Source organism: Undibacterium sp. SXout20W (genome assembly GCF_049340285.1).
GTDB lineage: Bacteria > Pseudomonadota > Gammaproteobacteria > Burkholderiales > Burkholderiaceae_D > Undibacterium.
This window is the reverse complement of record NZ_JBMPPH010000034.1, coordinates 13,819-40,329: the sequence shown is the minus strand read 5'-3', so window position 1 is coordinate 40,329 and position 26,511 is coordinate 13,819. Positions and strand designations below refer to the sequence as shown.

Annotated in this window: 20 protein-coding genes; 3 read left to right on the top strand and 17 right to left on the bottom strand. The window is 45.5% G+C overall.

Annotated elements, in window-relative coordinates; genetic code table 11:
• Nucleotides 1-2: 2 nt before the first annotated feature.
• From lpxA to rpsB, 12 genes are all read right to left on the bottom strand, one after another.
• Nucleotides 3-791: an acyl-ACP--UDP-N-acetylglucosamine O-acyltransferase gene (lpxA, locus tag ACO0K1_RS15365; protein ID WP_423027252.1), complete on the bottom strand. Its 789-nt coding sequence runs from the start codon at nucleotides 789-791 to the stop codon at nucleotides 3-5.
• Nucleotides 791-1,255, bottom strand: coding sequence for a 3-hydroxyacyl-ACP dehydratase FabZ (gene fabZ / locus ACO0K1_RS15360; RefSeq protein ID WP_423027250.1), 465 nt, complete (start codon nucleotides 1,253-1,255; stop codon nucleotides 791-793). Before fabZ ends, lpxA begins: the two co-directional genes overlap by 1 nt.
• A complete protein-coding gene (gene lpxD / locus ACO0K1_RS15355; RefSeq protein ID WP_423027248.1) occupies nucleotides 1,252-2,313 on the bottom strand; it encodes a UDP-3-O-(3-hydroxymyristoyl)glucosamine N-acyltransferase in 1,062 nt (353 codons plus the stop codon). The genes fabZ and lpxD overlap by 4 nt, the downstream gene beginning before the upstream one ends.
• Nucleotides 2,314-2,316: 3 nt before the next feature.
• Nucleotides 2,317-2,793: an OmpH family outer membrane protein gene (locus ACO0K1_RS15350; RefSeq protein ID WP_423027268.1), complete on the bottom strand. Its 477-nt coding sequence runs from the start codon at nucleotides 2,791-2,793 to the stop codon at nucleotides 2,317-2,319.
• 92 nt (nucleotides 2,794-2,885) lie between these two features.
• Nucleotides 2,886-5,240 carry an outer membrane protein assembly factor BamA gene (gene bamA / locus ACO0K1_RS15345; protein ID WP_423027246.1) on the bottom strand — a complete coding sequence of 785 codons (2,355 nt, stop codon included), beginning with the start codon at nucleotides 5,238-5,240 and terminating at the stop codon, nucleotides 2,886-2,888.
• Between the two features lie 69 nt (nucleotides 5,241-5,309).
• Nucleotides 5,310-6,686, bottom strand: coding sequence for an RIP metalloprotease RseP (gene rseP, locus ACO0K1_RS15340; protein ID WP_423027244.1), 1,377 nt, complete (start codon nucleotides 6,684-6,686; stop codon nucleotides 5,310-5,312).
• A complete protein-coding gene (gene ispC, locus ACO0K1_RS15335) occupies nucleotides 6,683-7,873 on the bottom strand; it encodes a 1-deoxy-D-xylulose-5-phosphate reductoisomerase (RefSeq protein ID WP_423027242.1) in 1,191 nt (396 codons plus the stop codon). The genes rseP and ispC overlap by 4 nt, the downstream gene beginning before the upstream one ends.
• Nucleotides 7,874-7,907: 34 nt before the next feature.
• A complete protein-coding gene (locus ACO0K1_RS15330; RefSeq protein WP_423027240.1) occupies nucleotides 7,908-8,723 on the bottom strand; it encodes a phosphatidate cytidylyltransferase in 816 nt (271 codons plus the stop codon).
• A 399-nt stretch (nucleotides 8,724-9,122) separates the two neighbouring features.
• On the bottom strand, nucleotides 9,123-9,683 hold the full coding sequence (gene frr / locus ACO0K1_RS15325; protein WP_423027238.1) for a ribosome recycling factor: 561 nt from the start codon (nucleotides 9,681-9,683) through the stop codon (nucleotides 9,123-9,125).
• A gap of 83 nt (nucleotides 9,684-9,766) precedes the next feature.
• Entirely contained in the window at nucleotides 9,767-10,483 is a 717-nt protein-coding gene (gene pyrH, locus ACO0K1_RS15320) for a UMP kinase (protein ID WP_423027236.1), read from the bottom strand.
• Between the two features lie 241 nt (nucleotides 10,484-10,724).
• Nucleotides 10,725-11,606 carry a translation elongation factor Ts gene (gene tsf, locus ACO0K1_RS15315; RefSeq protein WP_423027234.1) on the bottom strand — a complete coding sequence of 294 codons (882 nt, stop codon included), beginning with the start codon at nucleotides 11,604-11,606 and terminating at the stop codon, nucleotides 10,725-10,727.
• Nucleotides 11,607-11,741: 135 nt separating this feature from the next.
• A complete protein-coding gene (gene rpsB, locus ACO0K1_RS15310) occupies nucleotides 11,742-12,488 on the bottom strand; it encodes a 30S ribosomal protein S2 (protein WP_423027232.1) in 747 nt (248 codons plus the stop codon).
• 353 nt (nucleotides 12,489-12,841) lie between these two features.
• Here rpsB and map point away from each other — a divergent pair, with 353 nt between their 5' ends.
• The 3 genes from map (at nucleotide 12,842) to ACO0K1_RS15295 (ending at nucleotide 17,055) form a co-directional block, all read left to right on the top strand.
• Nucleotides 12,842-13,657, top strand: a complete 816-nt coding sequence (map, locus tag ACO0K1_RS15305; protein ID WP_423027230.1) for a type I methionyl aminopeptidase — start codon at nucleotides 12,842-12,844, stop codon at nucleotides 13,655-13,657.
• A 9-nt stretch (nucleotides 13,658-13,666) separates the two neighbouring features.
• Nucleotides 13,667-16,219, top strand: a complete 2,553-nt coding sequence (locus ACO0K1_RS15300; RefSeq protein WP_423027228.1) for a [protein-PII] uridylyltransferase — start codon at nucleotides 13,667-13,669, stop codon at nucleotides 16,217-16,219.
• 89 nt (nucleotides 16,220-16,308) lie between these two features.
• Nucleotides 16,309-17,055, top strand: coding sequence for a pseudouridine synthase (locus ACO0K1_RS15295; protein WP_423027226.1), 747 nt, complete (start codon nucleotides 16,309-16,311; stop codon nucleotides 17,053-17,055).
• 199 nt (nucleotides 17,056-17,254) lie between these two features.
• Here ACO0K1_RS15295 and def read toward each other — a convergent pair whose 3' ends face one another.
• The 5 genes from def to smc form a co-directional block, all read right to left on the bottom strand.
• Nucleotides 17,255-17,788 carry a peptide deformylase gene (gene def / locus ACO0K1_RS15290; protein WP_423027224.1) on the bottom strand — a complete coding sequence of 178 codons (534 nt, stop codon included), beginning with the start codon at nucleotides 17,786-17,788 and terminating at the stop codon, nucleotides 17,255-17,257.
• A 229-nt stretch (nucleotides 17,789-18,017) separates the two neighbouring features.
• On the bottom strand, nucleotides 18,018-18,893 hold the full coding sequence (gene galU, locus ACO0K1_RS15285) for a UTP--glucose-1-phosphate uridylyltransferase GalU (RefSeq protein ID WP_423027222.1): 876 nt from the start codon (nucleotides 18,891-18,893) through the stop codon (nucleotides 18,018-18,020).
• 4 nt (nucleotides 18,894-18,897) lie between these two features.
• A complete protein-coding gene (gene ligA / locus ACO0K1_RS15280; protein ID WP_423027220.1) occupies nucleotides 18,898-21,300 on the bottom strand; it encodes an NAD-dependent DNA ligase LigA in 2,403 nt (800 codons plus the stop codon).
• Between the two features lie 15 nt (nucleotides 21,301-21,315).
• A complete protein-coding gene (locus tag ACO0K1_RS15275) occupies nucleotides 21,316-22,479 on the bottom strand; it encodes a cell division protein ZipA C-terminal FtsZ-binding domain-containing protein (RefSeq protein WP_423027218.1) in 1,164 nt (387 codons plus the stop codon).
• Nucleotides 22,476-26,000 carry a chromosome segregation protein SMC gene (gene smc, locus ACO0K1_RS15270; RefSeq protein WP_423027216.1) on the bottom strand — a complete coding sequence of 1,175 codons (3,525 nt, stop codon included), beginning with the start codon at nucleotides 25,998-26,000 and terminating at the stop codon, nucleotides 22,476-22,478. The genes ACO0K1_RS15275 and smc overlap by 4 nt, the downstream gene beginning before the upstream one ends.
• Nucleotides 26,001-26,511 lie beyond the last annotated feature (511 nt).

Sequence of the window (26,511 nt, the reverse complement as noted above, 5' to 3'; positions counted from 1 at the left end):
ACTTAGCGGACGATGCCACGCGTTGAGGTATCAAGGAAGCTGCGCATTGACTTCACATGCAGGGCGACATCGTCCGTCTGACTTGCAATTTGCTGATCCAAAGCTGTTTTAGCTTCATCCAAGGTCAAGCCTGACTTGTACAAGGTCTTATACGCTTGGCGAATTGCATTTAATTGCTCACGATCGAAACCGCGGCGTTTTAAACCCTCGAGATTGACGCCGTGCGCCACCGCGGGATTACCAGACAACAAAACAAATGGCGGCACATCTTGCGTTAAGCTTGTATTCATACCGACAAATGCGTGCGCACCAATTTTGCAAAATTGATGTACGGCAGAAAACCCACTCATAATGACCCAATCACCAATTTCCACATGACCTGCCAGGGCAGCATTATTAGAGAAAATTGTGTTGCAGCCGACCGTGCAATCGTGAGCAATATGCACATAAGCCAAAAACCAATTATCACTACCGATGCGAGTCACACCTCGGTCTTGCACCGTGCCACAATTAAATGTACAAAATTCACGCACCAAATTGCGATCACCCATCTCCAGATACGTTACTTCACCAGCATATTTTTTATCTTGCGGTGGTCCGCCGATAGAAGAAAAGGCATGGAAATTATTCTCTTTTCCTATTGTCGTATGACCATCGATCACGACATGCGGGCCAACTTTGGTACCAGCTCCTATACTGACATGAGGACCAATAATTGCGTAAGGTCCGACCTCAACAGAACTGTCGAGATTTGCCTTTGGATCAATCAGCGCGCTTGGATGGATCAACATTATTTCTCCACATCGTCATCGATAGTACGCATGGTACACATCAACTCACCCTCTAATGCAAGTTGACCATCAACCGTACCTTTAGCTTTGTATTTCCAGATACCGCGTGCCACCTTCAAAATTTCTACTTCCATTTTCAATTGATCGCCGGGTTCAACCGGACGTTTGAACCGCGCGCCGTCAATTCCCAAGAAATACACGATCGTTTTATCGTCGGGTTTTAGACCCATACTCAAGAAAGAAAGCAACGCCGCAGTCTGCGCCAGAGCCTCAATCATCAATACACCTGGCATTACTGGTTTGTTTGGAAAATGGCCGTTAAAAAATTCTTCATTAGCTGTCACGTTTTTGATTGCCGTGATCGTTTTTCCGTCTTCCCAATCCAAAACGCGGTCAACCAATAACATTGGATAGCGATGCGGGAGATATTCTTTAATTTCGTTGATATTCAGTGTTTTTTTCATGATGTTTTTTCAGTCAATGTTTTGATTGTTTTTTCCAGTTGGCGAATTTTTTCACGCATACCAGAGAGATTTCGGACGATCGCTGCTGTTTTTTCCCAGTCTGCGTTCTTTGCTAATGGATAGAATCCTGTATATTGCCCCGGCTCCAGTATGGATCTTGACACCATGCTGCCAGATGAAATGTGAACATTATCCACAATGGTCAAATGTCCAAGAACCATGGCCGCACCACCAAAGGTGCAATTTTTACCAATTTTTGCACTACCAGCAACGCCAACGCATCCCGCCATCGCTGTATTCTCACCAATGTGGCAGTTGTGCCCAATTTGAATCTGGTTATCGAGCTTGACGCCATTTTCTATGATGGTATCAGCCAGTGCACCACGGTCGATGCTGGTATTGGCACCAATTTCGACGTCGTCACCTATGACCACTCGTCCCGTTTGCGGTATCTTTATCCAATGCCCCTTTTCATTGGCAAATCCAAAGCCGTCCGCACCAATGACCGCACCAGAATGAATAATGCATTGAGAACCGACGACACAGTGTTCGTAAATCGTCACGTTGGCATGTAATAGGCTATTCTCACCAACGCTAACGCCCCGTCCTATCACAGTGCCCGCCTTGATCACAACACCTTCGCCTATCACTGCTTCCGCATCAATGCTGACATTAGGGCCAATACTCGCTGACGTTGCCACCACAGCATAAGGGCTTACCCAAGAAGAAGGATGCACACCGAGTTCTGCTGGTATTGCGACCAAAGAGGCAAAATATTGAGCAGCACGTGCAAAATAGACATATGGATTCGCCACAACAATACAAGCACCGGCATATTCAGAGGAAATGTACTCGTAGTCAAGGGCCGTCACAATCAACGCTGCGGCTTTTGTACTCGCTGCCTGATTGCGCAATTTTGAATTAGAAAGAAAGGTAATAGACCGGTGATCAGCATCGCTCAGAGGCGCAATGCCAATCACGGTTATATCGGGAGAACCAATTAATTGACCACCGAAGCGATCGACCAATTCTCCCAGCCGAGTGCTCGTCGTGGTCATTATTTATTTGGCAAGCGCTTTGAGAACCTTGTCGGTAATATCAACGCGTGGGTTTGAGTAAACTGCATCTTGCAATACGATGTCATATTTTTCGGCTTCTGCAATTTGCTTTACTGCTTTGATCGCACGATCAACTAAAGCTGCAATTTCTTCATTTTTTCGCTGACTCAAATCTTCATTGAAAATACGTTGCTTGCGTTTAAAATCTTGATCTAAGTCAGTCAACTCACGCTGACGTTTAATGCGATCCGACTCAGATAATACAGTCGAGTCTTTGTCCAGTTTCTCAGCCATCGTCTTAATTTTAGCTGACATATCTTGCAGCTCTTTTCCTCGCTTTGAAAACTCTTGCTCAATCTTCGCTTCCGCAGCTTTTGCTGGTGCAGACTCGCGAATCACACGCTGAGAATCAAATATTGCGACTCTCGAGTCTTGCGCGAAAACATGGTCGGCGCTGAAAAAACATGCCGCGCAAACCATTAAACGTTGAAACAATTTGGACGGGGTAATATGCTGAATCAAAATAATCTCCGTAACTCGAACTAAAGCACGCTAAACATCGGCGACGCTAATTAAAAACCGGTACCCATCTGGAACTGGAAGGTTTGTTTCTTATCATCAGGCTTCGCATTTAAAGCATGCCCGAAGCTCAGTTTCAAAGGACCTACAGGTGAAATCCAACTAATACCTACGCCAGTGGAAAAACGCAAATCTTTATATTGCATCTTCTGACCTTCATCAAAAACTTGCCCACCGTCAAGGAAAGTGAACCAACGTAAAGATTTATCCGCACCTGGGAAAGGAACCTGTAATTCTACATTACCAATAACCCGGCTTGCACCACCTAAAGAATCTCCATTTGGATCTTTAGTGCCAAGGGTTGAAGGTTCAAAACCACGCACAGATCCGATACCACCCGCATAGAAGTTTTTGAAAATTGGGTATGGATTACCACCTAAACCATGACCATAGTCAAACTCACCATTCAATGCAAGCACCACGGAGCGCCATACAGGTTTGAAGTACTGAGCGTTATAAATTGCCCGATAATATTTCATATTACCGATCGCAGCCAACTCAAGGTTGGCACGTTGATAACGACCAACCGATGGCGTCATCACACTATCGCGACTATCGCGCTGCCAAGCCACTGTGAACGGGAACGAATTTGTGGTTGCCGAACCTACACCATACAGTGGATCAGTCGGATCTTTAGACACGTTACTACCATATGTTGCAACATATTTAAGATAACGCGCAGGGCTACTTAAGTAAAATGTATCAACGACGGTTCGTTCTGCGCCAATACCAAAGAAAACGGTATCAACTTCTGAAAACGGGACGCCAAAGCGAATGTTACCACCTGTAGTTTGTACTTTAAAATCGCCATAACTACCAATCGTCGGACGCGTCGTTCTTAAATAGACATCCATGCTACGACTAATACCATCGTCGGTAAAATAAGGGTCGAAGTGGGATAAGGCAATTGTTCTGTTAATTCTGCTGGTATTCATTTCGATACCAATAGTGTCACCACTACCAAATGCATTCGCCTGGGAGATTGAGCCAGTCAGGGTTAACTTTTCAGCATTGGAGTAGCCTGCACCAAACGTCAAATTCCCCGTAGGTTTCTCAGTCACACTCAAGCTCACATCAACTTGATCAGCACTCGTTGCGACTTCTGGCGTTTCCAATTTAACATCACTGAAGTAGCTCAGGCGTTCAACACGGTCACGCGACGCTTTAATTTTCTCACCGTCATACCAAGATCCTTCAAATTGACGGAACTCGCGGCGAATAACTTCATCTCTGGTTCGCGTATTACCAGCAAGATTAATCCGGCGTACATAAACACGCTTACCTGGATCAACAGCAACGGTAAATGCCACTTCTTTCTTTTCTTTATTGATAATTGGGTTGGCGTTGACATTGGCAAACGCGTAACCAAAATTACCTAAACGATCAGTAATACGCTTGGTGCTCTCTGTTAAGCGAGCAGCGCTATAAACATCGTTTTTCTTGAGCAACATCAGTGACGCTAACTCTTCCTCACGTCCAAACATGTCACCTTCCAACTTAATGTCAGAGACGGTGTATTTCTCACCCTCAACCAGATTGATTGTGATGTAAATCTCTTTTTTATCCGTCGTAATAGCAATTTGACTAGAGAGAATTTGCATCTCGATATAGCCGCGATTCTGATAGAACGACCGGATAGCCTCGATATCGCCAGACAATTTCTGCTTAGAATATTGATCTGCTTTTGTGTACCAAGAAAACCATGTCGGCGTATTGAGCGCCATCACATCGCGTAATTCGCCATCAGAAAAAGCTTTATTCCCGATAATTTTGATTTGTGCAATTTTAGCAATATCACCTTCATCCACAGCAAAAAGCACCTTGACGCGATTTCGCTCAATGGGCGTGATCGTTGTCGTGATTTGCATCCCATACAAACCCTTGGACAAATATTGCTTTTTCAGTTCTTGCTCAGCGCGATCGACAGTCGCTTTATCAAAAATCTTTGACTCACCAATTCCAATATCTTTCAATGCCTTGATGAGAGCGTCTTTTTCAAATTCTTTGGTACCAGTGAACTCAACACCTGCAATAGTCGGGCGCTCTTCTAATAAAACGACAAGGACGCCACCTTGCTCTTCAATCTGAATGTCTTTAAAAAAACCAGTCGCATAGAGTGACTTAATAGCAGTAGTACTTTTCGCATCATCGAATACTTCGCCGACTTTTACGGGTAAATAGCTAAATACAGTACCGGCTTCAGTTCTCTGCAGACCTTCTACACGAATATCTTTTACTGTAAATGGTTGGATCGCGAATGCGCTGCCAGAACATAAAGCCAAAGCAGCCAAAGCCACTGAATGACGACGAAAATTTGGCAAAGTGAAATGCTCGATATGTAATTTCATTGGGTATAAAGTTCTTTCAATACTCTCAATATTGCTATCTGGAATGAGTTTTTATCATCAAGCCGACTATTATGACATTAGTCTGACGATGTCATTAAAAAAAGCTACTGCCATAATTGCCATCAACAATGCCAAACCTGCACGTTGCGCAATTTCGCCAAAACGTTCCGATACAGGTTTCCCTGTCAAAACTTCCAGCGAATAATACAACAAATGCCCGCCATCCAACACAGGAATAGGCAGCAAATTCATCACGCCAAGACTAATACTGATCAATGCCATGAAACTGAGATAGCTTATCAGGCCAGATCTTGATGTTTTTCCCGCATAATCAGCGATCGTTAAAGGACCTGTAACATTCTTTAACGAGACCTCCCCACTCAACATCTTTCCTAGCATGCTAAAGCTCATAAGACTGGTATCCCAGGTCTTTTGGCTCGCTTTCCACAAAGATTCTATCGCGCCAGTCTGAATTAGCGTCATTTCTGGCGCCAGCAATAACTGCACCTTAAGTCGTCCAAGCTTCACGCCGTCAATATTCTCTAATTCCGGTGTGGCCGTCATATCTAATTCTGCACCTTGACGCTGAACGCGCAATCTTAACGGCACCGCCGCCGATGCATTTACTTTTTCAGTGAATGCCAAGCCATCAAGCACTTTTTCGCCATTGACAGTTAAGATGCGATCACCCTTCTTTAGGCCCGCTAATTGCCCTCGACCACCTTCCAGAATTTCACCCAATACAGCAGGCGGACGGGCCAACGAAAAACCAAGCGGCGTCAGAAAATCAGTTTCAAGATCTTTGGCACTCAATCGTTGCAGAGGAAGATCAACTACCCGTTGCAGTTTTTGTGGTGGCACTGGCGCATCACCATCAGTCACACGTGTCACCACAAGCTCTGCCGTTTTCTTCGCCAACGCACTCTGCATCAACTCCCACTGCGCATCACCCCAACTGTGAATGGCCTTACCATTCACACTCAAAATTTCATCGCCGTGCCTTAAACCAACCTCATAAGCAATAGAATTAACAGATGGGACTCTGATTTTGGCAATTGGTTCAGGAATGCCATGTAAAAACAGTGCTGCATACAAAAAAATTGCCAGTAGAAAGTTAGCGATCGGTCCCGCAGCAACGATCGCAATACGCTTCCATACAGATTGACGACAAAACTCCCTGGGCAAATCTTCGCTAGCAATTGGCTCATCACCGAGATCTCGTCGATCCAACATCTTGACGTAACCACCCAATGGCAGCATTGATATTGCCCATTCAGTCTGATCTTTGCCGAATTTGCGAGAAAAAATCACCTTTCCCATACCGACAGAAAAGCGCAGTACCTTGACCCCACACAATCTGGCAGCAAGGTAATGGCCAAATTCATGAATAGTTACTAAGGCACCTAATGCAACCAAAAAAGCAAGGATTGTCTGGAGTAATTTCATTTTTTGATCAAACTATTAGCTACACTTCGTGCTTCAGCATCGATCGACAAAATGCCTTCCAGATCAGAGACTTGAGTTACCGGCATTTTATTGAGGCATTGTTCGATTAATTTAGAAATCAAATTAAAACCTATTTTTCCATCTAAAAATGCCTGCACTGCAATTTCATTGCTGGCGTTCAGTATTGTCGGTGCAGATTCCCCCACCTCAAGCGCCTCGTACGCCAAACGCAAGCAAGGGAAGCGATTAAAGTCTGGCGCCTCAAAATTGAGCTTACCCACTTTGACCAAATCCAACGCGTCAACGCCTGAATCGATGCGTTCAGGATATGCTAAACCATAAGCAATTGGCGTTCGCATGTCAGGATTTCCAAGCTGTGCCAGCACAGAACCATCGTTATACGACACCATGGAATGGATCACGCTCTGTGGGTGAATCACGACTTCGATTCGCTCTGAAGGCACAGAAAATAACCAATGCGCCTCGATGACCTCTAAGCCTTTGTTCATCATGGTGGCAGAATCAATCGAAATTTTACGTCCCATTACCCAATTTGGGTGCGCAACCGCCTGCTCTGGCGTCACCGAATTCAAGGTTGCCACATCTCTGTGTAAGAATGGGCCACCAGAAGCGGTCAGCAAAATTTTGCGAACACCATGTTGATCCGGCTTTCCATCAAAATGACGCGGAAGGCACTGGAAAATCGCATTGTGCTCACTATCAATAGGTAACAGTGCCGCACCACTTGATTTAATTGCATCCATGAACAGACTACCGGACATGACCAAAGCTTCTTTATTTGCCAGTAACACTTTCTTGCCAGCACGTGCTGCCGCCAGAGCTGCAGGCAAACCTGCGGCACCTACAATAGCGGCCATCACACTATCGCACTCAGCGGATGAAGCAACATCACACAAGGCTTGCGGGCCAAATTCAATCTGTATGTCTTGAAGACCTGCATGCAACAACAATTGACGCAAACCATCTGCTGCAGAAGCTGATCCGACAACCACAACTTTAGGATGGAACCGGGCACATTGCTCAGCTAATTTTTCTATCTGCGTATGCACTGTTAATGCATACACACTATAACGATCTGGATGACGCGCAATAACATCAAGTGTAGAAACACCAATGGACCCAGTAGATCCTAAAATACACACTCGTTGTTGCTGGCTATTATTCATCGAATTACTCGACCTATTCTTGTTGTTCATGAGACTAACGCCATAAATCTAAAAGGATTGCTAATGGTAATACCGGAATTAGCGCATCAATTCTGTCAAGCACACCACCATGTCCTGGCAGTAAATTACTACTATCTTTCATGCCAGCACGTCGCTTTAACATGGATTCGAACAGATCTCCGACAACGCTTGCAGCAGAAATCAGGCTTAGAAGTAAGCCGCCAATCAACCATCCTTTGCGCGCAAATAATTGCACAGCAAAGGTATCGTGCAATTGAGGAACGAATGAAGTCATCGCAGCGATGATCAGTACCGCCAACCAACCGCCGATCGCACCTTCCCACGATTTACCCGGGGAGATTGATGGAGCGAGTTTATGCTTACCAAACGCTTTTCCGGCAAAGTAGGCCCCTATGTCAGCAATCCACACAATGACCATCACAGAGAGCAAATAAAGCGGTGAGATTTTGAATAACACCGCAATCGCGATAAAGCACCCAAATATAGCAATTCCGTACAACGTGCTAAGCAGACCATTGGAAAAACCAAAACCAGGCAAACCCTTTGCCAGAAGCGGTGCAAGGCGCAATAACCAAAACGCTACGCACAATGCAAATAATAACGGTGTCGAAAAACTCTCGAGATGAAATAACAGATAGCTAAAAAAGACCGTCCAAATAACCGCCATAACGACCGGCGCAGGCTTTTTAAATAAACGCTGGCATTCCCAAATTGCCGCTGCAAAAAAAGCGATGACAACGACGGAAAACGCGACAAAATTTCCGGAATAAAGGACAGGCAATAGGATCGCCAGAAGAATCAGAGCAGTAATAATGCGAGTTCGTAGCATCAATGACTTTCTATCGGGTCGTTATCGGAAGTGTTAAGTCAATCAACACATCACTTAAAAAGTGGATCAACAAGAAAAAAGCAAATACAGGTCAATGGATCACTACTCAACGCTCGAAAATACGATACTTTATGAGATAAAAATCAGCGAATTCAGCGAGATTTAGCGAGTATCAGCGAGAAATTGACAGTGACCATATAGCGAATTAAACCATCGCACCAATAATATCGCTGCGGCAAAAGACATTCACAAAATCGAACTTACAAAAAACAAAACACACACCTTGCAAAAAAGATTGGCTCTAAATTGCAAGGAGGTGCGTTTTTCGCTGGCCGATTTGCAGTGCTTGCTTGCACAAAACAATACCAGAGTATGCTATTTTCAAAAGAATAACGAAAACTATACCGTCAAGACTTCTTTTTCTTTTTCCAGTAACAGCTTATCAACTTCCGCGACAAATTTATCAGTCAATTTTTGAACGTCATCTTGTGCGCGACGCTCATCATCTTCTGAACATTCTTTATCTTTGAGCATCTTCTTCAGGGTCTCATTGGCATCGCGGCGAATGTTACGAACCGCGATCTTCGCGCCCTCACCTTCCGTTTTAACCAATTTCACCATTTCTTTACGACGCTCTTCCGTCAATGGTGGGGTTGGAACACGAATCATCTCGCCTTGACTTGATGGATTCAGACCTAAATCGGAATCACGAATTGCTTTTTCAATCGCGTTCAGCATTTTCTTTTCCCATGGCTGAACACCGATGGTACGTGCATCGATCAAAGTTACATTCGCTACTTGGGTGATATTTGTTGGCGAACCATAATAATCTACCATCACATGGTCAAGTATGCCGGTATGGGCACGACCCGTACGCACTTTGGCTAAGTCAGCCTTCAAAGTCTCAATCGACTTTTGCATTCTTTGTTCACTATTTTTTTTAACGTCTGCTACTGCCATTCTGTCCTCCAGTACATCAATGCAGAGTCTTCATATTCAGAAGACCCTTATCAAAATTAAATCATTGCTTCAGAAACGCTGCATTATACGTGGACAAGCGTACCCTCGTCAGCACCCATGATGACATTCTTTAATGCACCAGGCTTAACGATAGAGAATACTTTGATCGGCAATTTTTGATCGCGACACAAGGCAAATGCAGTCGCATCCATCACCTGCAAATGCCGAGAAATCGCTTCATCAAACGAAATCGTCGCAAAACGTGTTGCATTAGCATCTTTTTTCGGATCGGCAGTGTAAACGCCATCTACTTTCGTTGCTTTCAAGACGATTTCAGCCCCAATCTCAGAACCGCGCAAGGCAGCTGCCGTATCCGTCGTAAAAAATGGATTACCCGTTCCAGCTGCAAACACAACAACCTTGCCTTCCTCCAAATACTGCAACGCTTTTGGACGAACATAGGGCTCAACAACTTGATCAATGGCAATTGCCGACATCACACGGGCAGTAATACCAATCTGACGCATCGCATCAGCCAATGCCAGTGAGTTCATTACCGTTGCGAGCATCCCCATGTAATCAGCTGTTGCGCGATCCATTCCCTGCGCTCCAGGAGCAACACCACGGAAAATATTGCCACCACCAATGACGATGGCCAGCTCGACACCTAAACGGGAAACTTCTGCTACGTCAGCCACCATCCGTTCAATGGTAGCGCGATTAATGCCGAACGGGTCATCACCCATCAAGGCTTCGCCAGAGAGCTTCAAGAGCACGCGCTTGTAAGCAGGTTTTGTCATGATAGGACTCCTTCTGGAAAGTTAAGTAAAAACAATAAATACATCAATGCAATTTGATTTATTTATGCAATCTTAGGAATAAATTCCCGATTTTATTGCGGAAAAAATAAACAAATAAATAAATAAAGCAAATCACACTAAGCAAATAAGATCAAACATCGAGCTTAAAAACAAACCAAGAGCGCCACTCTACGCGAGCTTAAAAAAACGGGCCTTTCGGCCCGTTTTATATAACGCCTGATTATGCTTGTTTTGCTGCTGCAACTTGTGCAGCAACTTCTGCAGCAAAATCATCCACTTTCTTTTCAATGCCTTCGCCGACAACGTACATCGTGAAAGATTTAACAGATGAATCAACTGCCTTCAACATTTGTTCCACTGTTTGCTTGTCGTTTTTAACGAAAGGCTGATTGAACAAGGACACTTCTTTCAAGAACTTCTGAACAGAGCCTTCTACCATTTTTGCAACGATGTCAGCTGGCTTGCCAGACTCTGCAGCTTTTTGTTCAGCAACTGAGCGCTCTTTCGCGATCAATTCAGCTGGAACTTGCTCAGTAGATAATGAAACTGGTTTCATTGCAGCAATGTGCATCGCTACATCTTTACCAACTTGTTCATCAGCACCATCGAATTCAACGATAACGCCGATACGTGTGCCATGCAGATAAGAAACCAGTTTAGATGGTGTCTCAAAACGGGCAAAGCGACGGAAAGACATGTTTTCGCCGATTTTACCAACCAAAGCTGCGCGAACTTCTTCAACTGTTTTGCCTTCGAGTGGCAAAGCACCCAATGCAGCGATATCTGCTGGATTGTGTTCAGCGACCAATTTAGCCACTGTATTTGCCATCGCCAGGAAATCGTCATTTTTAGTAACAAAGTCTGTTTCGCAGTTGACTTCAATCAATGCACCAACGTTGCCAGAGATATAAGAAGCAACTACGCCTTCTGCGGTAACGCGAGAAGCTGCTTTAGAAGCTTTGCTACCCAATTTAACGCGCAAAATCTCTTCTGCACGATCCATATCGCCATCAGCTTCTGTCAAAGCTTTTTTGCATTCCATCATTGGCGCATCAGTCTTAGCGCGCAAAGCACCAACCAAAGCTGCTGTAATCGCTGCCATGTCATTCTCCTAATTCAGTAGTGCCAAAAAGCACAATCATCAAATTTTGTTTAAAAAAAAGGGCGAACGACAGTTGCCCCATTTTTTGTGTTGGCCCACCAAGGCAGATCAACACTAATTTACCTGAACAAACTATTACGCTTGCTCAACTTCTACAAACTCATCAGAACCTGGTTTAACAGCTTCCAGAACTTCGTTAACCGCATTTGCGCGGCCTTCGAGAATCGCGTCAGCTACACCACGAGCGTACAAAGAGATCGCTTTAGAAGAATCATCATTACCTGGAATGATGTAAGCAACACCTTCTGGGGAATGGTTAGTATCAACTACACCGATCACTGGAATACCTAATTTAGCCGCTTCAGTGATTGCACCTTTGTGGTAACCAACGTCAACCACGAAAATTGCATCAGGGATGCCGCCCATATCTTTAATGCCGCCGATCGATTTTTGCAGTTTGATCATTTCGCGTTGGAACATCAATGCTTCTTTTTTGGACAATTTTTCAACTGAACCATCTTCAACAGAAGCTTCCATTTCTTTCAAACGCTTGATCGAAGTTTTTACTGTCTTGAAGTTTGTCAACATACCGCCCAACCAACGTTGATCAACGAAAGGCATACCTGCGCGTTGAGCTTCAGCAGCGATGATTTCACGGGATTGACGTTTAGTACCAACCAACAATACTGTGCCGCGATTAGCGGACAATTGACGGATGTACTTCATCGCTTCCTGGTACATAGACAAAGTCTTTTCCAGGTTAACGATATGAATCTTGTTGCGGTGACCGAAAATGTACGGTGCCATTTTTGGATTCCAAAAACGAGTTTGGTGACCAAAGTGCACACCAGCTTCCAGCATTTCACGCATTGTTACAGACATAATAACTCCAGGGTTAGGTCTTGAATCCAGCCAGTGATCTTGAGATAACGCATCTGAAGACACCCTTTTCGACCGGATTCGATTGATAAGAATTTAATTAACTTACTTTCAACTTGCATTGAAATTTACGTTCATTTACAAGCTAACCATCTATTCTACTATGAAAGTATAGATTTTCTCAAGTAAGAAGTTTCACCGAACACTGCGGCGAGTCACTTCCTCGTCTATAATTCTGTTTCTAGTAGCCTTTGGCAATTTTTATATCTGGCGACGTCTACTGACTGAACAGACTGAACAAGTTTCGCTTTTTAGATGATCAAGTCGACCCGCCGCAGTCACCAAGAAAAAGAACTATGGAATCCATCTCAATTAAAAACGCCGAAGACATCGCAGGAATGCGCATTGCCGGTAAGTTAGCATCTGAAGTACTTGATTACATCACGCCATTTGTGAAAGTTGGCGTCACAACGGGCGAATTAGACCGTTTATGCCATGAATACATGACAAATGTTCAAGATACTATTCCCGCACCGTTAAATTATTGCCCTCCCGGCTATACGCCTTACCCGAAAGCAATTTGCACATCAGTCAATGATGTGATTTGCCACGGCATTCCCGGCGATAAAGTATTAAAAAGCGGCGACTCTGTCAATTTAGATATTACCGTTATTAAAAATGGTTATCACGGTGACACTAGCCGGATGTTCCTCGTTGGAGAGCCCTCCATTCTCAGTAAGCGACTGAGCGAAATCACTTACGAGTGTATGTGGTTAGGCATCGCTAAAATTAAACCTGGCGCACACTTGGGCGATATTGGTCATGTGATCCAGCAACACGCAGAAAAAGCCGGCTATAGCGTCGTTCGTGAATTTTGTGGCCATGGAATCGGTAAAATTTTCCACGAAGCACCACAAGTGATGCACTACGGCAAACCTGGCACAATGGAACGCCTGGAAGCAGGTATGATTTTCACCGTTGAACCTATGATTAATGCAGGTCGCCGTGAAATCCGTGAAATGGGTGATGGCTGGACGATTCGCACTAAAGATCGCAGCCTGTCAGCGCAATGGGAGCATACCGTCTTAGTTACCGAAACTGGTTATGAAGTATTGACATTGTCGGATGGTTACCCAGCAATCCCCGACTTTATTACAATCAATCACGGTTAAACTCGGACAATGCCCGCGCCCGCACTCGTATTTAAAGAAGAAATAAAGTCACGTCAGGCGGCAGCTATTGATGACTTCAACAAGCAACATAAGGCAGAGCAGTTGCTGCGCGAGTTGTGCAAAAACGTTGATCATGTTCTCGAAAAAGTATGGAAATACTTTAAGCTTCCCAAAGAGTATTCTTTAGTCGCCGTTGGTGGTTACGGGCGCGGTGAACTTTTTCCGCAATCGGATGTTGATGTATTGATTCTGCTACATCAAGCGCCTGATCACGAAGAAAAAGAAAAGCTCGAAAATTTGGTACAGTTGTTTTGGGATATCGGCCTAGATATTGGACATAGCATCAGAACCGTTGATGAATGCCTACAAGAATCAGCCACAGATATCACTGTGCAAACCAGCTTACTGGAAGCACGATTGATTACGGGCAGTCGTAAGTTGTTCTGGGAATTACAAGAGCGATATACAGAGGCATTGAATCCGCAGAAATTTTTCCAGGAAAAACTCCTGGAATTACAACAACGGCACGTAAAGTACGAAGATACGCCGTATAGTCTGGAGCCTAACTGCAAAGAAAGTCCCGGCGGTCTGCGTGACTTGCAGGTCATTTTATGGGTCGCAAAAGCTGCCAATTTAGGTAACTCGTGGCGAGAATTGGCTGATCGTGGATTAATTACCGACACCGAAGCAAGACAACTCAAGCGTAATGAACGTGCTTTCAAGGATATTCGCATCCGTCTTCACATTCACGCTGGTCGACGTGAAGATCGATTGATTTTCGACGTGCAGACACCAATCGCGGAATCCTTCGGATTTAAAACAACAGAATCTCGACGTGCCAGCGAATATTTGATGCAAAGGTATTACTGGGCCGCCAAGGCGGTAACGCAACTAAATCAAATTTTGCTGCAAAATATTGAAGCAGTACTGTTTCCGCAACCTTCAGTACCGCGGCCGATTAATGAGCGCTTCAATGAAGTAAATGGCTTTATCGACATCGCGCGTGACGAGACCTTTGAATCGACACCCTCTGCACTTCTTGAAATTTTCTTGTTGCTCGCGAAGCATAAAGAATTGAAAGGAATGACTGCCAGAACCTCACGCGCCTTGTGGCATGCGCGTTTGTTGATGGATGCCGAATTCAGACACGATATCTTTAATCGCTCTTTATTTTTGCAGATTTTACAGTCTCCTCAAGGTATCACACACGCCTTGCGTCGCATGAATCAGATGAGTATTCTGGGTCGTTATTTGCCTAATTTCCGACGCATTATCGGGCAGATGCAGCATGACTTATTCCATGCTTACACGGTAGACCAGCACATTTTAATGGTAGTGCGAAACCTGCGCCGTTTTACGATGCCAGAACACGCGCACGAATACCCATTTTGCAGCCAGCTAATGGCAAATTTTACGCAACCGTGGGTGCTTTACATCGCCGCATTGTTTCATGATATTGCCAAGGGGCGCGGTGGTGATCACTCAATCCTGGGTATGGCAGATGCGAAGAAATTTTGCTACGACCATGGCTTAACACGTGCCAATTCTGAGTTAGTTGTCTTCCTCGTGCAAAATCATTTAACGATGTCACACGTCGCTCAGAAGCAAGATCTTTCCGATCCTGACGTTGTTAAAGAATTTGCTAAAACAGTCAAAGATGAACGCCATCTGACTGCGCTTTATTTACTCACCGTCTCAGATATTCGCGGCACCAGCCCAAAAGTATGGAACGGCTGGAAAGGCAAGCTGCTAGAGGATTTATACCGAATGACCCTGCGGGTGCTCGGCGGCGAAACCCCATCCAAAGACCGCGAACTAAAGAATCGCCAGGAAGAGGCACTCAAAGCACTGCGTCTGATCGGCATCGCACCAAACGCGCATGAAAAATTCTGGCAGCAACTCGACGTCGCCTATTTTTTACGTCATGATGCATCCGATATCGCATGGCAAACCCGAGTTCTGCACGACAAAATTGATAGCACTATTCCAGTTGTAAAATGCCGGCTTGCTCCTATTGGCGAGGGACTGCAAGTCACGGTATATGTCAAGGATCAAGCTGATTTATTTGCACGTATTTGCAATTATTTTGACAGTAAGAATTTTGGTATTCTAGATGCGAAAATTCATACCAGCAAAAATGGTTATGCACTCGATACTTTCATGGTAACAGAACCAACTTTTGCGCACCAATATCGCGACATTATCAACCTCGTTGAGCACGAATTAAGCGCCGTTTTAGCAAAACAAACGCCGTTATCACCACCAAACAGAGGTCGTTTGTCGAGAATGTCTCGCAGTTTCCCCATTGTGCCCACGGTTGACCTACGGCCAGACGATAAAGGGCAATTTTACCTGCTCTCTATTTCCGCCAATGATCGAAACGGTCTACTTTATGTGATCGCCGAAGTATTAACGAAGTACAAAATCAACCTTCATACAGCCAAAATTATGACACTTGGTGAACGTGTAGAAGACGTTTTCATTGTGGATGGCGCGGCTCTCCAAGGTGCGCGCACACAAATTCAATTTGAAACAGATTTACTTGATGCACTCAGAGTTTAAGATGTAAGCTCGCACGCCCAAGGCCTTTTAATTTTTTTTGAAATTTATTGCAATCAATAATTTCAAGCTTACGACCAGATAATAAAAAAATGACAGAATTAGTACGACTCTCAAAACGTATGTCCGAACTAGGATTATGCTCACGCCGCGAAGCCGATGAATGGATCGCACGTGGCTGGGTGCGCGTCGATGGCAAAGTGATTGACGAATTAGGTAGTAAAGTGCTTCCCCATCAAAAAGTAACTGTAGAGCGCCAAGCTGCTGCAGAGCAATCCAAACGTGTCACCATCCTTATCAACAAGCCAGTCGGCTATGTGAGCGGCCAGGCAGAAGATGGTTACACACCTGCCGTTGCTTTGATTAAACCGGAAAATCGTTGGTCTGAGGACGCCGTAGACACCGCTTTTCATCCAACCCAATTACGCAGCCTGGTACCAGCCGGACGCCTCGACATTGACTCGGTCGGCTTGCTTGTATTAACCCAAGATGGCCGGGTCGCCAAACATCTTATTGGTGAAAATACGGTCGTAGAAAAGGAATACCTTGTGCGAGTCGCTTATGCAGGCGGCGGTAAATTACCAGACCAGGATCTGCGTCGCTTAAATCATGGTTTAAGCTTAGACGGCAAAAAATTATTGCCGGCAAAAGTGAGTTGGCAAAATGATGACCAGTTAAATTTCATTTTGCGCGAAGGGAAAAAACGTCAAATCCGTCGCATGTGCGAAATGGTTGGCTTAAAAGTACTAGGCTTAAAGCGGGTGCGCATTGGCAAAGTCAGACTCGGTAATTTACCCGAGGGGCAATGGCGTTATTTGCGTGAAGATGAAATGTTTTAAGTATCAATAGCAAAATAGATGCTCAATGAGAAATAACGGTTAGTTAATCGCCTTAATCGCCTTAACTTAGCTAAATTTCTTCAATCGGAATAAAAAAAGGGGGAGACTTATATACTCCCCCTCTTTTTTATCAAAAGTCCTGTTTTATCAAGGCGATATAAGGACAAAATTAAATACCTACCCCAGTATATTGTTTGCCTTAGTCATCATCATCCGCTGTGAGCTCAGGAAACAGGACATCAGTAAATCCAAACTGCGTCATATCTTTAATTCGCATCGGATATAAAATGCCATTCAAATGGTCGCATTCATGCTGGACTACGCGAGCATGAAAACCTTCGACCTCACGTCGAATTGGGCTGCCAAATTGATCAAAGCCCTCGTAACGCAATGCAAACCAACGCGGAACCTGACCACGCATCCCGGGGACGGACAAGCAGCCTTCCCAGCCTTCTTCAACCGCATCTGACAAAGGTGTCAGGACGGGATTAATCAGCACCGTCTCAGGCACGACAGGAGCATCCGGATAGCGAGGATTACTTTTAAAACCGAAAATGACTAGTTGGAGATCAACACCAATTTGTGGCGCAGCTAAACCTGCACCATTGACTGCCCGCATGGTGTCGAACATATCAGAAATCAATTGATGCAATTCAGGCGTATCAAATGTAGCAACCTGCTTCGCAACACGCAAAAGGCGTGGATCGCCCATTTTTAAAATAGGGTGTATCAATTTAATCTCCTTCTAAAAACAGTGCGGTCCAGCTCGTTAATTCTTTGAGCGGCGACAAATCAACCACGGAGTAACACGAAAACGCGGCCAGATTTTTAAAAAAAATATGGCCGCGGTAATAGCGAACTTTATGTTTTCCAATCAATACATATTTCAGTCATGATCGGAGCTCGCAACATCTTTTTTGATTGGCTGAGTGACTGAATCATTGATTCATTCACGGAGAATTTTATTTCAACGAATTCAAATATTCAGCAAATTCAGCGGCCGTTTCTTTATGCTTTAAACCCAGCGCCACACTCGCCTTTAAATAACCCAATTTAGAGCCGCAGTCGTAACGCGTCGCTTCAGACCGATATGCGTAGACCGGAAAGTCTTTCAACATGGCGGCGATCCCATCAGTCAATTGGATTTCACCACCTGAACCTTTACCTAAATTTTCCAGATAGGAAAAAATACGACCTGATAAGATATAGCGCCCGACAACTGCCAGAGTGGACGGTGCAACATCAGGCATCGGCTTCTCAACAATCGCTTGCACGCGTTCAAGACGATCCTTATATGCGGCGCCACTCACAATACCGTACTGGCGCGTGAACTCACGTGGCACGTCCTGCACAGCGATGATACTGCCGCCCTCTTGCTCATACTGCCTTGCCATTTGCGCCATAACGGACGATGTACCAGGATCGGCATCCATTAAATCGTCCGCCAACAAAACGGCAAAAGGGTCATCGCCAATAACTGGGCGGGCGCACAAAACAGCGTGTCCCAAACCTAAGGCAGCTGGCTGACGAATGTAGATGCAGTTAATATTTTTAGGAATAACATTACGCACCAAATCGAGCAATGCTTCTTTGCCAGCGGCTTCCAGCTCGCTCTCTAATTCGTAGGCTTTATCGAAATGGTCCTCGATAGCGCGTTTATTTCGACCAGTAATAAATACCATCTCAGTAATACCCGCCTCGACAGCTTCTTCGACAGCATATTGAATCAATGGCTTGTCAACGATAGGCAACATTTCTTTAGGTTGCGCCTTTGTTGCAGGCAGGAATCGACTCCCTAAACCAGCTACCGGGAATACCGCTTTTTTAATTTTTCTCATTTTTTCAAGCTCCGACGACAATTTGAAGCAACTCTGCTTCCGTTAATATTGAAACACCTAATTCTTGGGCTTTGAGCAATTTACTACCTGCCTCGTCCCCTGCGACGACATAACTGGTCTTCTTAGAGACTGAACCGGCAACTTTGCCGCCTGCTGCTTCGATCAAGGCACTGGCTTGCTCACGACTCAAGCTTGGCAATGTACCAGTCAATACAAAGGTTTTACCAGCTAACAATCCTTCATTAGCAAGCGCTTCCGGCATTTGCTCCAGTAGCATTTTTCTTAAATAATCCAACTGATTTAACTGCGCTTTGTTGTTTGCCACCGATAACCACTCGCGCAATGCGAGGTTCACATCAGCCGGCAAGCCAAGTTGAACGAACCCATCATCAGCAATGGCAGCCAAACTCGCTAATGTAACGCCTCGTTCCTGCAATTGTTTACAACGCGTGGCTGTTAATTTAGGAATAGACAACGCAGACAGTAACACGGAAGTTTCCAGTTGCTGACTCAATTTCGCGCTCGGTGGATGTTCGCCTTGAGGTGCGACACCAGCCAACAACAACTCATCGAGTGCCTGTTGATTTTTTTCCTCGATAAAGAAGTCTGCAATTGCCTCTGCAACTGCCGGACCAATATCTGGTAAGACAAGAAATAAACTAAGCGGCGCGCGACGAATTAACGCCAATGACCCCAACCACTCTGCCACCGTTTTCGCCGTAGACTCACCCACATGACGTATTCCTAATGCAAACAAAAACCGCTCGATCGGAGGCCGTTTGCTATTATCAATCGCGAGAATCAGGTTTTCTGCCCATTTTGTCGCGATTTTGCCTTGTTGGACGGTTTCGGGAATGACACCTTCGCGTTCGTCGGCGCGACGTTTCATTTCCAATAAATCGCTGAGGGTCAATTTATATAAATCTGCAATGCCACGCACGTAATCGAATTCGACCAGATTCTCAATATACCGCTCACCGAGGCCATCGATATCCATCATTTTACGTGCCGCAAAATGACGCAACGCCTCTTTACGCTGAGCAGAACAAAACCAACCGCCAGTGCATCGGGCGATTGCCTCACCCACTTCGCGCACGACATGCGAGCCGCATACCGGACAATTTTTCAGCATCTCGAATGCAGCAGGTGCTGGCTCAGGCCGACGCTCTAACACGACCGCCAGTACTTCAGGGATCACATCCCCCGCACGGCGCACAATGACAGTATCACCAATACGCACGTCTTTGCGTCGAATCTCATCCTCATTATGCAAGGTCGCATTCGTGATAGTAACGCCACCAACAAACACGGGCGCCAAGCGCGCGACTGGCGTCAAAGCGCCGGTACGCCCAACCTGAATATCGATTCCTTGCACAATCGTCAGCGCCTCTTCAGCAGGAAACTTATGCGCAATTGCAAAACGCGGCGCGCGGGAAACAAACCCCAACTCTTCCTGCTGCGCGAAATCATTGACTTTATAAACGACGCCGTCAATTTCGTATGCCAGCGTTGAGCGTTTGACTTGAATCGCGCGATAGAAATTCAATAAACCATCTGCACCTTGAACGACTGCATTTTCATCGCAGACCGGAACGCCCATAGATTGATACCAATCTAACAGCGCGCGATGCGACTCTGGTAATGGCGCTCCTTCGAGCAAACCAATGCCGTAGGCAAAAAAGCGTAAATGTCGCTGCGCCGTCACTTTTGAATCAAGTTGACGCAAGCTTCCAGCAGCCGCGTTACGAGGGTTGGCGAATTCCTTGGAGCCAGCATCACGTTGTCGTTGATTTAAACGCGCAAAATCGCTTTTAAACATCAATACTTCACCACGTATATCGAGAATTGCAGGCGGTTTTGGCGTGTTTAAACGTAAAGGGATACTGCGAACTGTTCGTATATTCTCAGTCACATCCTCGCCAACAAAACCGTCGCCCCGCGTTGCGGCTTGCGTAAATACGCCGTTGACGTAACGTAAATTGATCGCCAGGCCGTCAAATTTGAGGTCAATCGCATAGTCAATCTGAGGCGAAGCGTGCGAACCAGCTTCTAAACCCTCGCTGATGCGACGATCGAACGCCTGAATATCAGCGTCTTCAAAGGCATTGTTTAAAGACAGCATTGGTACGGCATGTTGTACCTGCCCAAACTCTGCTAATGGCGCGCCGCCGACTCGGAGAGTTGGTGAGTCAGGCGTTCTTAATGCAGGAAACTGCTCCTCTAGCTGTTGAAGCTCTAGAAAGAGCTTATCGTATTCGCCATCGGGAATCGTGGGCGCGTCCAACACATAATAGGCGTGGCTATGGCGCTCGAGTTCAGTGCGCAGGATAGCAGCACGTTGTGCTTCTGGTGTGATAACGCTGGCGACATCAGTCACCGCGATCTCACTAAACAAATCATTCTGCATGAAACGACAACCAGCTTAACTAAACAGACGTTGGGCGCGCAAAGAGCCAGCAGGAATCTGGGCTTCGGCCATCGCACTATAAAACTCATTCACCTGACCAGCGATTTCATCCAAAGCCGCCTTAGAAATCGGTTGATTACCATCATCAACGACCGTCCCACTCAGACGTGTCGCCAAAGACCTCGCGCACGCCGCCATCGCACCAAAACTATTCCGTGAAGGTGCAACGCAGGGAACGTCCAACAGTAAGGTCAGGCGTGAAGTCATCGTCTCACTCACTGCAGCATTGGTTGATAAGGTAAATAAGCTACCGCCATCGCCATCTGGCATCATCAAACGTCCGTCTGGGCGCTGATCAAACCCCATTTTTTCTAATGCTGCCAGCAGGGTATTTAAAGCCCACGGGGCACCGTTCGCAGCGATATTGACGCTCAACTGAGCATCGTGTTCAACAACGAAGTGATGCAGTTCGCGCGCATGTAAAATCACTTTACTCATATCTGGTACGTCTGGATGCGCATTCAGATTATCGGCAATCGCTCGCAACTTCATCACGAACTCAGAATACTCAAGTTCATTCAAAGGACCACTACGACTCACCATTTGAATGCCAGCAAACAGAGTCGTATAGGCGCCACCGGTGGCTATAACATCTTGCCCGCCAGCGTCATTCTGGCCAATAAAATGCACGGGCTTCTTACCGACATATTTGAGTTCAGCTATTTCAGTTAAAATTTTCTCACCACGAATTGGCGTGTCAAACTCCAAAGGGATAATGCAGTCAATTAACTCATCAACTGGCAATTCACGCAATGGAGCGACTGGCGCAGCGGCAGTTTCCACTGGCGCGTTAATTTCGGAAGGAGCAGGCTCATGTGCATCATGAGCCGAAGCAGAAATACTGGCGTGATGTTCAGCGATATCATCATTTTCTTCAAACGAAGCTGATGGCGTATCCTTTTCCCTGCCTGATTCTACGACTGGATCAGCATCATCGAAAGTTGGCTCATATCTCTGCGTTGTAGGGACGTCGGGATTAAGCAAGACATCGTCATGTCCGTCTGAAAAGGCATTTTCTACTGTTTTCTTTGCCTTATATTCCTGCCATTTATTGAAGATAACGACGCCAACGAGAGACGTGCCGCCAGCGATTAATAAACTTAATTGAAAATCTGTCATGCCGCTTGAACCTCAGTAGCAAAATTGACAGCAGACTCCATGTCTACTGCCACTATTCGGGAAACCCCCTGCTCTTGCATGGTAACGCCAATTAATTGTTGCGCCATTTCCATTGCAATTTTGTTGTGGGAGATAAATAAAAATTGGGTATTAGATGACATCCGTTTTACCATTTTGCAGAAACGTTCGGTATTAGAATCATCCAACGGTGCATCAACCTCATCGAGCAAGCAAAATGGCGCAGGATTGAGCTGAAACATAGAAAAAACCAAAGCGGTGGCAGTAAGTGCTTTTTCGCCACCCGACAACAAATGAATCGTTGCATTCTTTTTGCCTGGAGGTTGTGCCATCACCTGCACGCCAGAATCCAGAATTTCATCGCCCGTCATGATCAATTTAGCCTGACCACCACCAAATAAAATCGGGAACAGCTCTGCAAAATGATGATTAACTTTATCAAACGTATCTTGCAACAACGCGCGCGTCTCGATATCAATTTTATGAATTGCATCCTGCAGCGTCGTGATCGCCTCGGTCAGATCGGCATGTTGCGAATCAAGGAAGGTTTTTCTTTCCTTCGCCTGCGCGAGTTCATCCAATGCCGCCATGTTCACTGCACCCAATGCAGTGATCGCATTAGTGAGACGCGTTACTTCGCCCTGTAAATACGATGGTTTTAAATCAGCATGAAGTTTTTCAGAGAGCTTCTGTTCGTCAACGTCGAAATTGCGCAATTGCTCTGCATACTGTTCTTGTGCAAGACGGGCGGCTTGTTCTTTTAGCTGCAATTCAACAATGCGGTCGCGCTGTGGTTGCAATCCTCGCTCAGTTTGAGATTTGTTATCTTCAAATTGACGAAGTTGTTGGGTCAACTGATCCAACTCGTGTCGCGCATCGGCCAAAGCACGTTCCTGCTCGCTTCGTTTGTCGAGCAAATCTTGCAACCCTGCTTGTGCAGCCTGGTCATTCATTGATTCGAGTTCAAGTTGACCTTGCTGCATACTAGCGAACAACTGTGCAGATTGTTCCAATGCCGTAGCAATATTGCGCCGCATCTCATCCATTTTGCTGCGATGAGATTTTTCTGCGAAAGCCGCTTCTTGCGCGGCCAATTCAAGCTCACGCAAGCGCTGACGTGCTGTATTTAAATGCTGTTCTTTTTCCAGATACGCCGTTTGGCCATCCTCGTGCGATTCCTGCAATTCAGCCAACTCAATGTCGAGTTGCTCAAATTTTTGTTCGGACTCAGCACGAATTTGTTGCTGTTCCGCTTCCTGCGCAGCGATCTCCGTCAAATCATTGCCAATTTGCGAGCTACGCTGATTAAAGCGCGTTTGCACCTCAGCAAGCTTCATGTATTCAATCTGCAAACTGTGATTGGTTTGGGTTAAGGTCGAAACGCGCTGACGCAATTCTTGCAGTTGTTGTGACGACTGTGTATATAAAGATTCTGCTCTGACTGCACGTGATTTTGCTTCATCTGCGAGCAGTTGTTTGGCACGAACCTGTTTACCAATGTTTTCAATTTCTTGTTGACGACCTAAGACACCATCCTGTTCCGAATCCGACGCATAAAACCGCACGCTAGAACGGGAAATGACATGTCCCTGTTTAGTCACAAACGAGGCACCGGCAGGTAATTTAATACGGTCAACAAAAGCCGACGTTACATCTTCCGCCACATAAACTTGATGCAACCAGTCTTGCATGAGGCTGCGCACGCCTGCATCATTCAATTGCAATAAGCTGATGAATGGTTTTAGGCCGGCAACAGGCGCTGGTTGTCCGGCAGAAATCTGTGGACTATAAACGGCCAGTTTCGCGGGTGGAGCGTCATTGAAAAAAGCTTTTGCCCAATCCAGATTGGACATTTCCAACGAGGCCGTACGCTCACGCAACACAGATTCGAGCGCAGTTTCCCAGCCGGCTTCAATATGTAATTTCTGCCATAGCTTAGGCAAACTACCCAGCTCATGTTTTTCCAGCCAAGGTTGCACTTTACCTTGGGTTTGAACTTTTTCTTGTAATTGCTTTAACGCCAGCAAACGGGCTTCTAATTGCGCCAGTTCTGCCGTGTCTTGATTGACTTGCACCTGCGCTTGTTTGCGTTCATCTTCCAGCGTCGGTAAGCGCTCTTGCGCTTCTTCAAGCTGCATTACCAGCTCTTCCAGAACCTGTTTCTTCTCTTCGAGCTGGAAAGCCAGATTCTCCAGATGACTAGAATCTGGCAACGCAAGACCTTGCTTCTCTTGTAAAAGCCGATCTTTACGCGCAGCCAGAGAATTAAGGATGTTTGATGCATTGCGTTGATGCGCAGACTCAAGTTCAATTTGCTGCTGCATCTGCATGATTTTGGCTCGTGATTCAGTAGTCTTCAACTGCGACTCGCGCCAAACTTGCTCCAACGCAGGCAACGTATCAGCATGAGAATGAGCAATCTCAACAGCCTGTTCAGCGTGCATTGCCAGCTCTTCTACGTGAATTTCTGCCTCTGCGAGCTCGTCTTGCAAGTGATGACTTTGGCTCTGCCATTGATCACGCTGCGCCGTCAACGAATGCAATTGTGATTGCAAGCGAGAGCGTGATTCAATCACGAATTTAATTTGCGCTTCAAGGCTACCGATCTCTGCATTTGTCTGATACAAATGACCTTGCGCCTGATGCATACGATCGCCGACAGCGTAATGTGCCTGGCGCATCTGTTCTAGTTCTAATTCAATGTGCCGCAATTTGGCGGTATGCTCTTCCAGATCGAGCTGTGTTTTTTCAATTTCTGCGAAATGCTTTTGCTGTTCGTTAGCAGCTTCATTTTTACGTAATAACCAGAGTAACTTTTGTTTCTCTTCCTGATCAGATTGTAATTCATGGAATTTATTCGCGACAACTGCCTGCGCTTCCAATTTTTCAAGATTGCTATTGAGTTCGCGCAAGATATCATCGACACGCACTAAATTTTCATGTGTGTCATGGATGCGATTTTCAGTTTCGCGGCGACGTTCTTTGTAGCGAGAAACCCCAGCAGCTTCTTCCAGGAAAATACGTAGTTCTTCAGGACGCGCCTCAATAATGCGCGAAATCATGCCCTGACCAATAATCGCATAGGCACGTGGGCCTAAGCCTGTCCCAAGGAAAATATCCTGAATATCGCGACGGCGAACTGGTTGCCCGTTAATATAGTAGGTGGAAGTGCCGTCTCGGGTTAGCGTTCGCTTTACGGCAATTTCACCATATTGGCTCCACTGCCCAGCCGCCTTACCTAAGCTATTATCAAAAACCAACTCAACCGAAGACCGCCCGGCAGGTTTTCTGTGCGTAGAACCGTTGAAAATAACGTCTTGCATAGATTCACCACGCAACTCCGACGCTTTAGATTCGCCCAGCACCCAGCGCACCGCATCGATGATGTTGGATTTTCCACAGCCATTCGGCCCGACAACGCCGACGAGCTGACCCGGAACCTGAAAATGAGTGGGATCAACAAACGACTTGAATCCCGACAGTTTAATAGAAGTTAATCGCACTTAATGAATTTTAATTATCTTTTGCAATCATATCTATCTACATTCACCACCAAGGTAATGAATCTACGATAGAGCCCAGGCTAGTAACTTGGCATCATACCATTTGATCAGCAAAATTTTGATATTACGATGGTGCATCCCATAACAAAATATAAAAATATTGCATTCGATGGTTCACTTAAAAATATCGTTTAGCAATAATACGTGGAAATATTTTCATATTTTGACTTCCCAACACCCCTCAAAACACGCCCTAAAAGCTTCTATAAAACCCTGCTTAAACCAAATCCAAAGCACGACCAACTCGGGCTACGATACGAAGATAAACCACTTAAACAGGATTAAACTTTTTTGCAGGATCTGTACGATATCAGCCCTTAACCGTTTCCATAAGAAAAAAGCTGACCAAAAATTTGGTCAGCTTGCGAATATCTTTAGCAAACAATGAGATGTCAAGGCAACATTTTTAATTTAGTTAATAAAATTTTACCAGTATTTTTATTGCAACATC

Coding starts and splice junctions, on each gene's coding strand:
- lpxA (WP_423027252.1), bottom strand. CDS start 791: ATGTTGATCCATCCAAGCGCGCTGATTGATCCAAAGGCAAATCTCGAC.
- ligA (WP_423027220.1), bottom strand. CDS start 21,300: ATGCAGAATGATTTGTTTAGTGAGATCGCGGTGACTGATGTCGCCAGC.
- fabZ (WP_423027250.1), bottom strand. CDS start 1,255: ATGAAAAAAACACTGAATATCAACGAAATTAAAGAATATCTCCCGCAT.
- tsf (WP_423027234.1), bottom strand. CDS start 11,606: ATGGCAGCGATTACAGCAGCTTTGGTTGGTGCTTTGCGCGCTAAGACT.
- ispC (WP_423027242.1), bottom strand. CDS start 7,873: ATGAATAATAGCCAGCAACAACGAGTGTGTATTTTAGGATCTACTGGG.
- galU (WP_423027222.1), bottom strand. CDS start 18,893: ATGAGAAAAATTAAAAAAGCGGTATTCCCGGTAGCTGGTTTAGGGAGT.
- rpsB (WP_423027232.1), bottom strand. CDS start 12,488: ATGTCTGTAACAATGCGTGAAATGCTGGAAGCTGGTGTGCACTTTGGT.
- ACO0K1_RS15350 (WP_423027268.1), bottom strand. CDS start 2,793: ATGGTTTGCGCGGCATGTTTTTTCAGCGCCGACCATGTTTTCGCGCAA.
- ACO0K1_RS15295 (WP_423027226.1), top strand. CDS start 16,309: ATGACAGAATTAGTACGACTCTCAAAACGTATGTCCGAACTAGGATTA.
- bamA (WP_423027246.1), bottom strand. CDS start 5,240: ATGAAATTACATATCGAGCATTTCACTTTGCCAAATTTTCGTCGTCAT.
- pyrH (WP_423027236.1), bottom strand. CDS start 10,483: ATGACAAAACCTGCTTACAAGCGCGTGCTCTTGAAGCTCTCTGGCGAA.
- lpxD (WP_423027248.1), bottom strand. CDS start 2,313: ATGACCACGACGAGCACTCGGCTGGGAGAATTGGTCGATCGCTTCGGT.
- ACO0K1_RS15300 (WP_423027228.1), top strand. CDS start 13,667: ATGCCCGCGCCCGCACTCGTATTTAAAGAAGAAATAAAGTCACGTCAG.
- ACO0K1_RS15275 (WP_423027218.1), bottom strand. CDS start 22,479: ATGACAGATTTTCAATTAAGTTTATTAATCGCTGGCGGCACGTCTCTC.
- frr (WP_423027238.1), bottom strand. CDS start 9,683: ATGGCAGTAGCAGACGTTAAAAAAAATAGTGAACAAAGAATGCAAAAG.
- rseP (WP_423027244.1), bottom strand. CDS start 6,686: ATGAAATTACTCCAGACAATCCTTGCTTTTTTGGTTGCATTAGGTGCC.
- ACO0K1_RS15330 (WP_423027240.1), bottom strand. CDS start 8,723: ATGCTACGAACTCGCATTATTACTGCTCTGATTCTTCTGGCGATCCTA.
- map (WP_423027230.1), top strand. CDS start 12,842: ATGGAATCCATCTCAATTAAAAACGCCGAAGACATCGCAGGAATGCGC.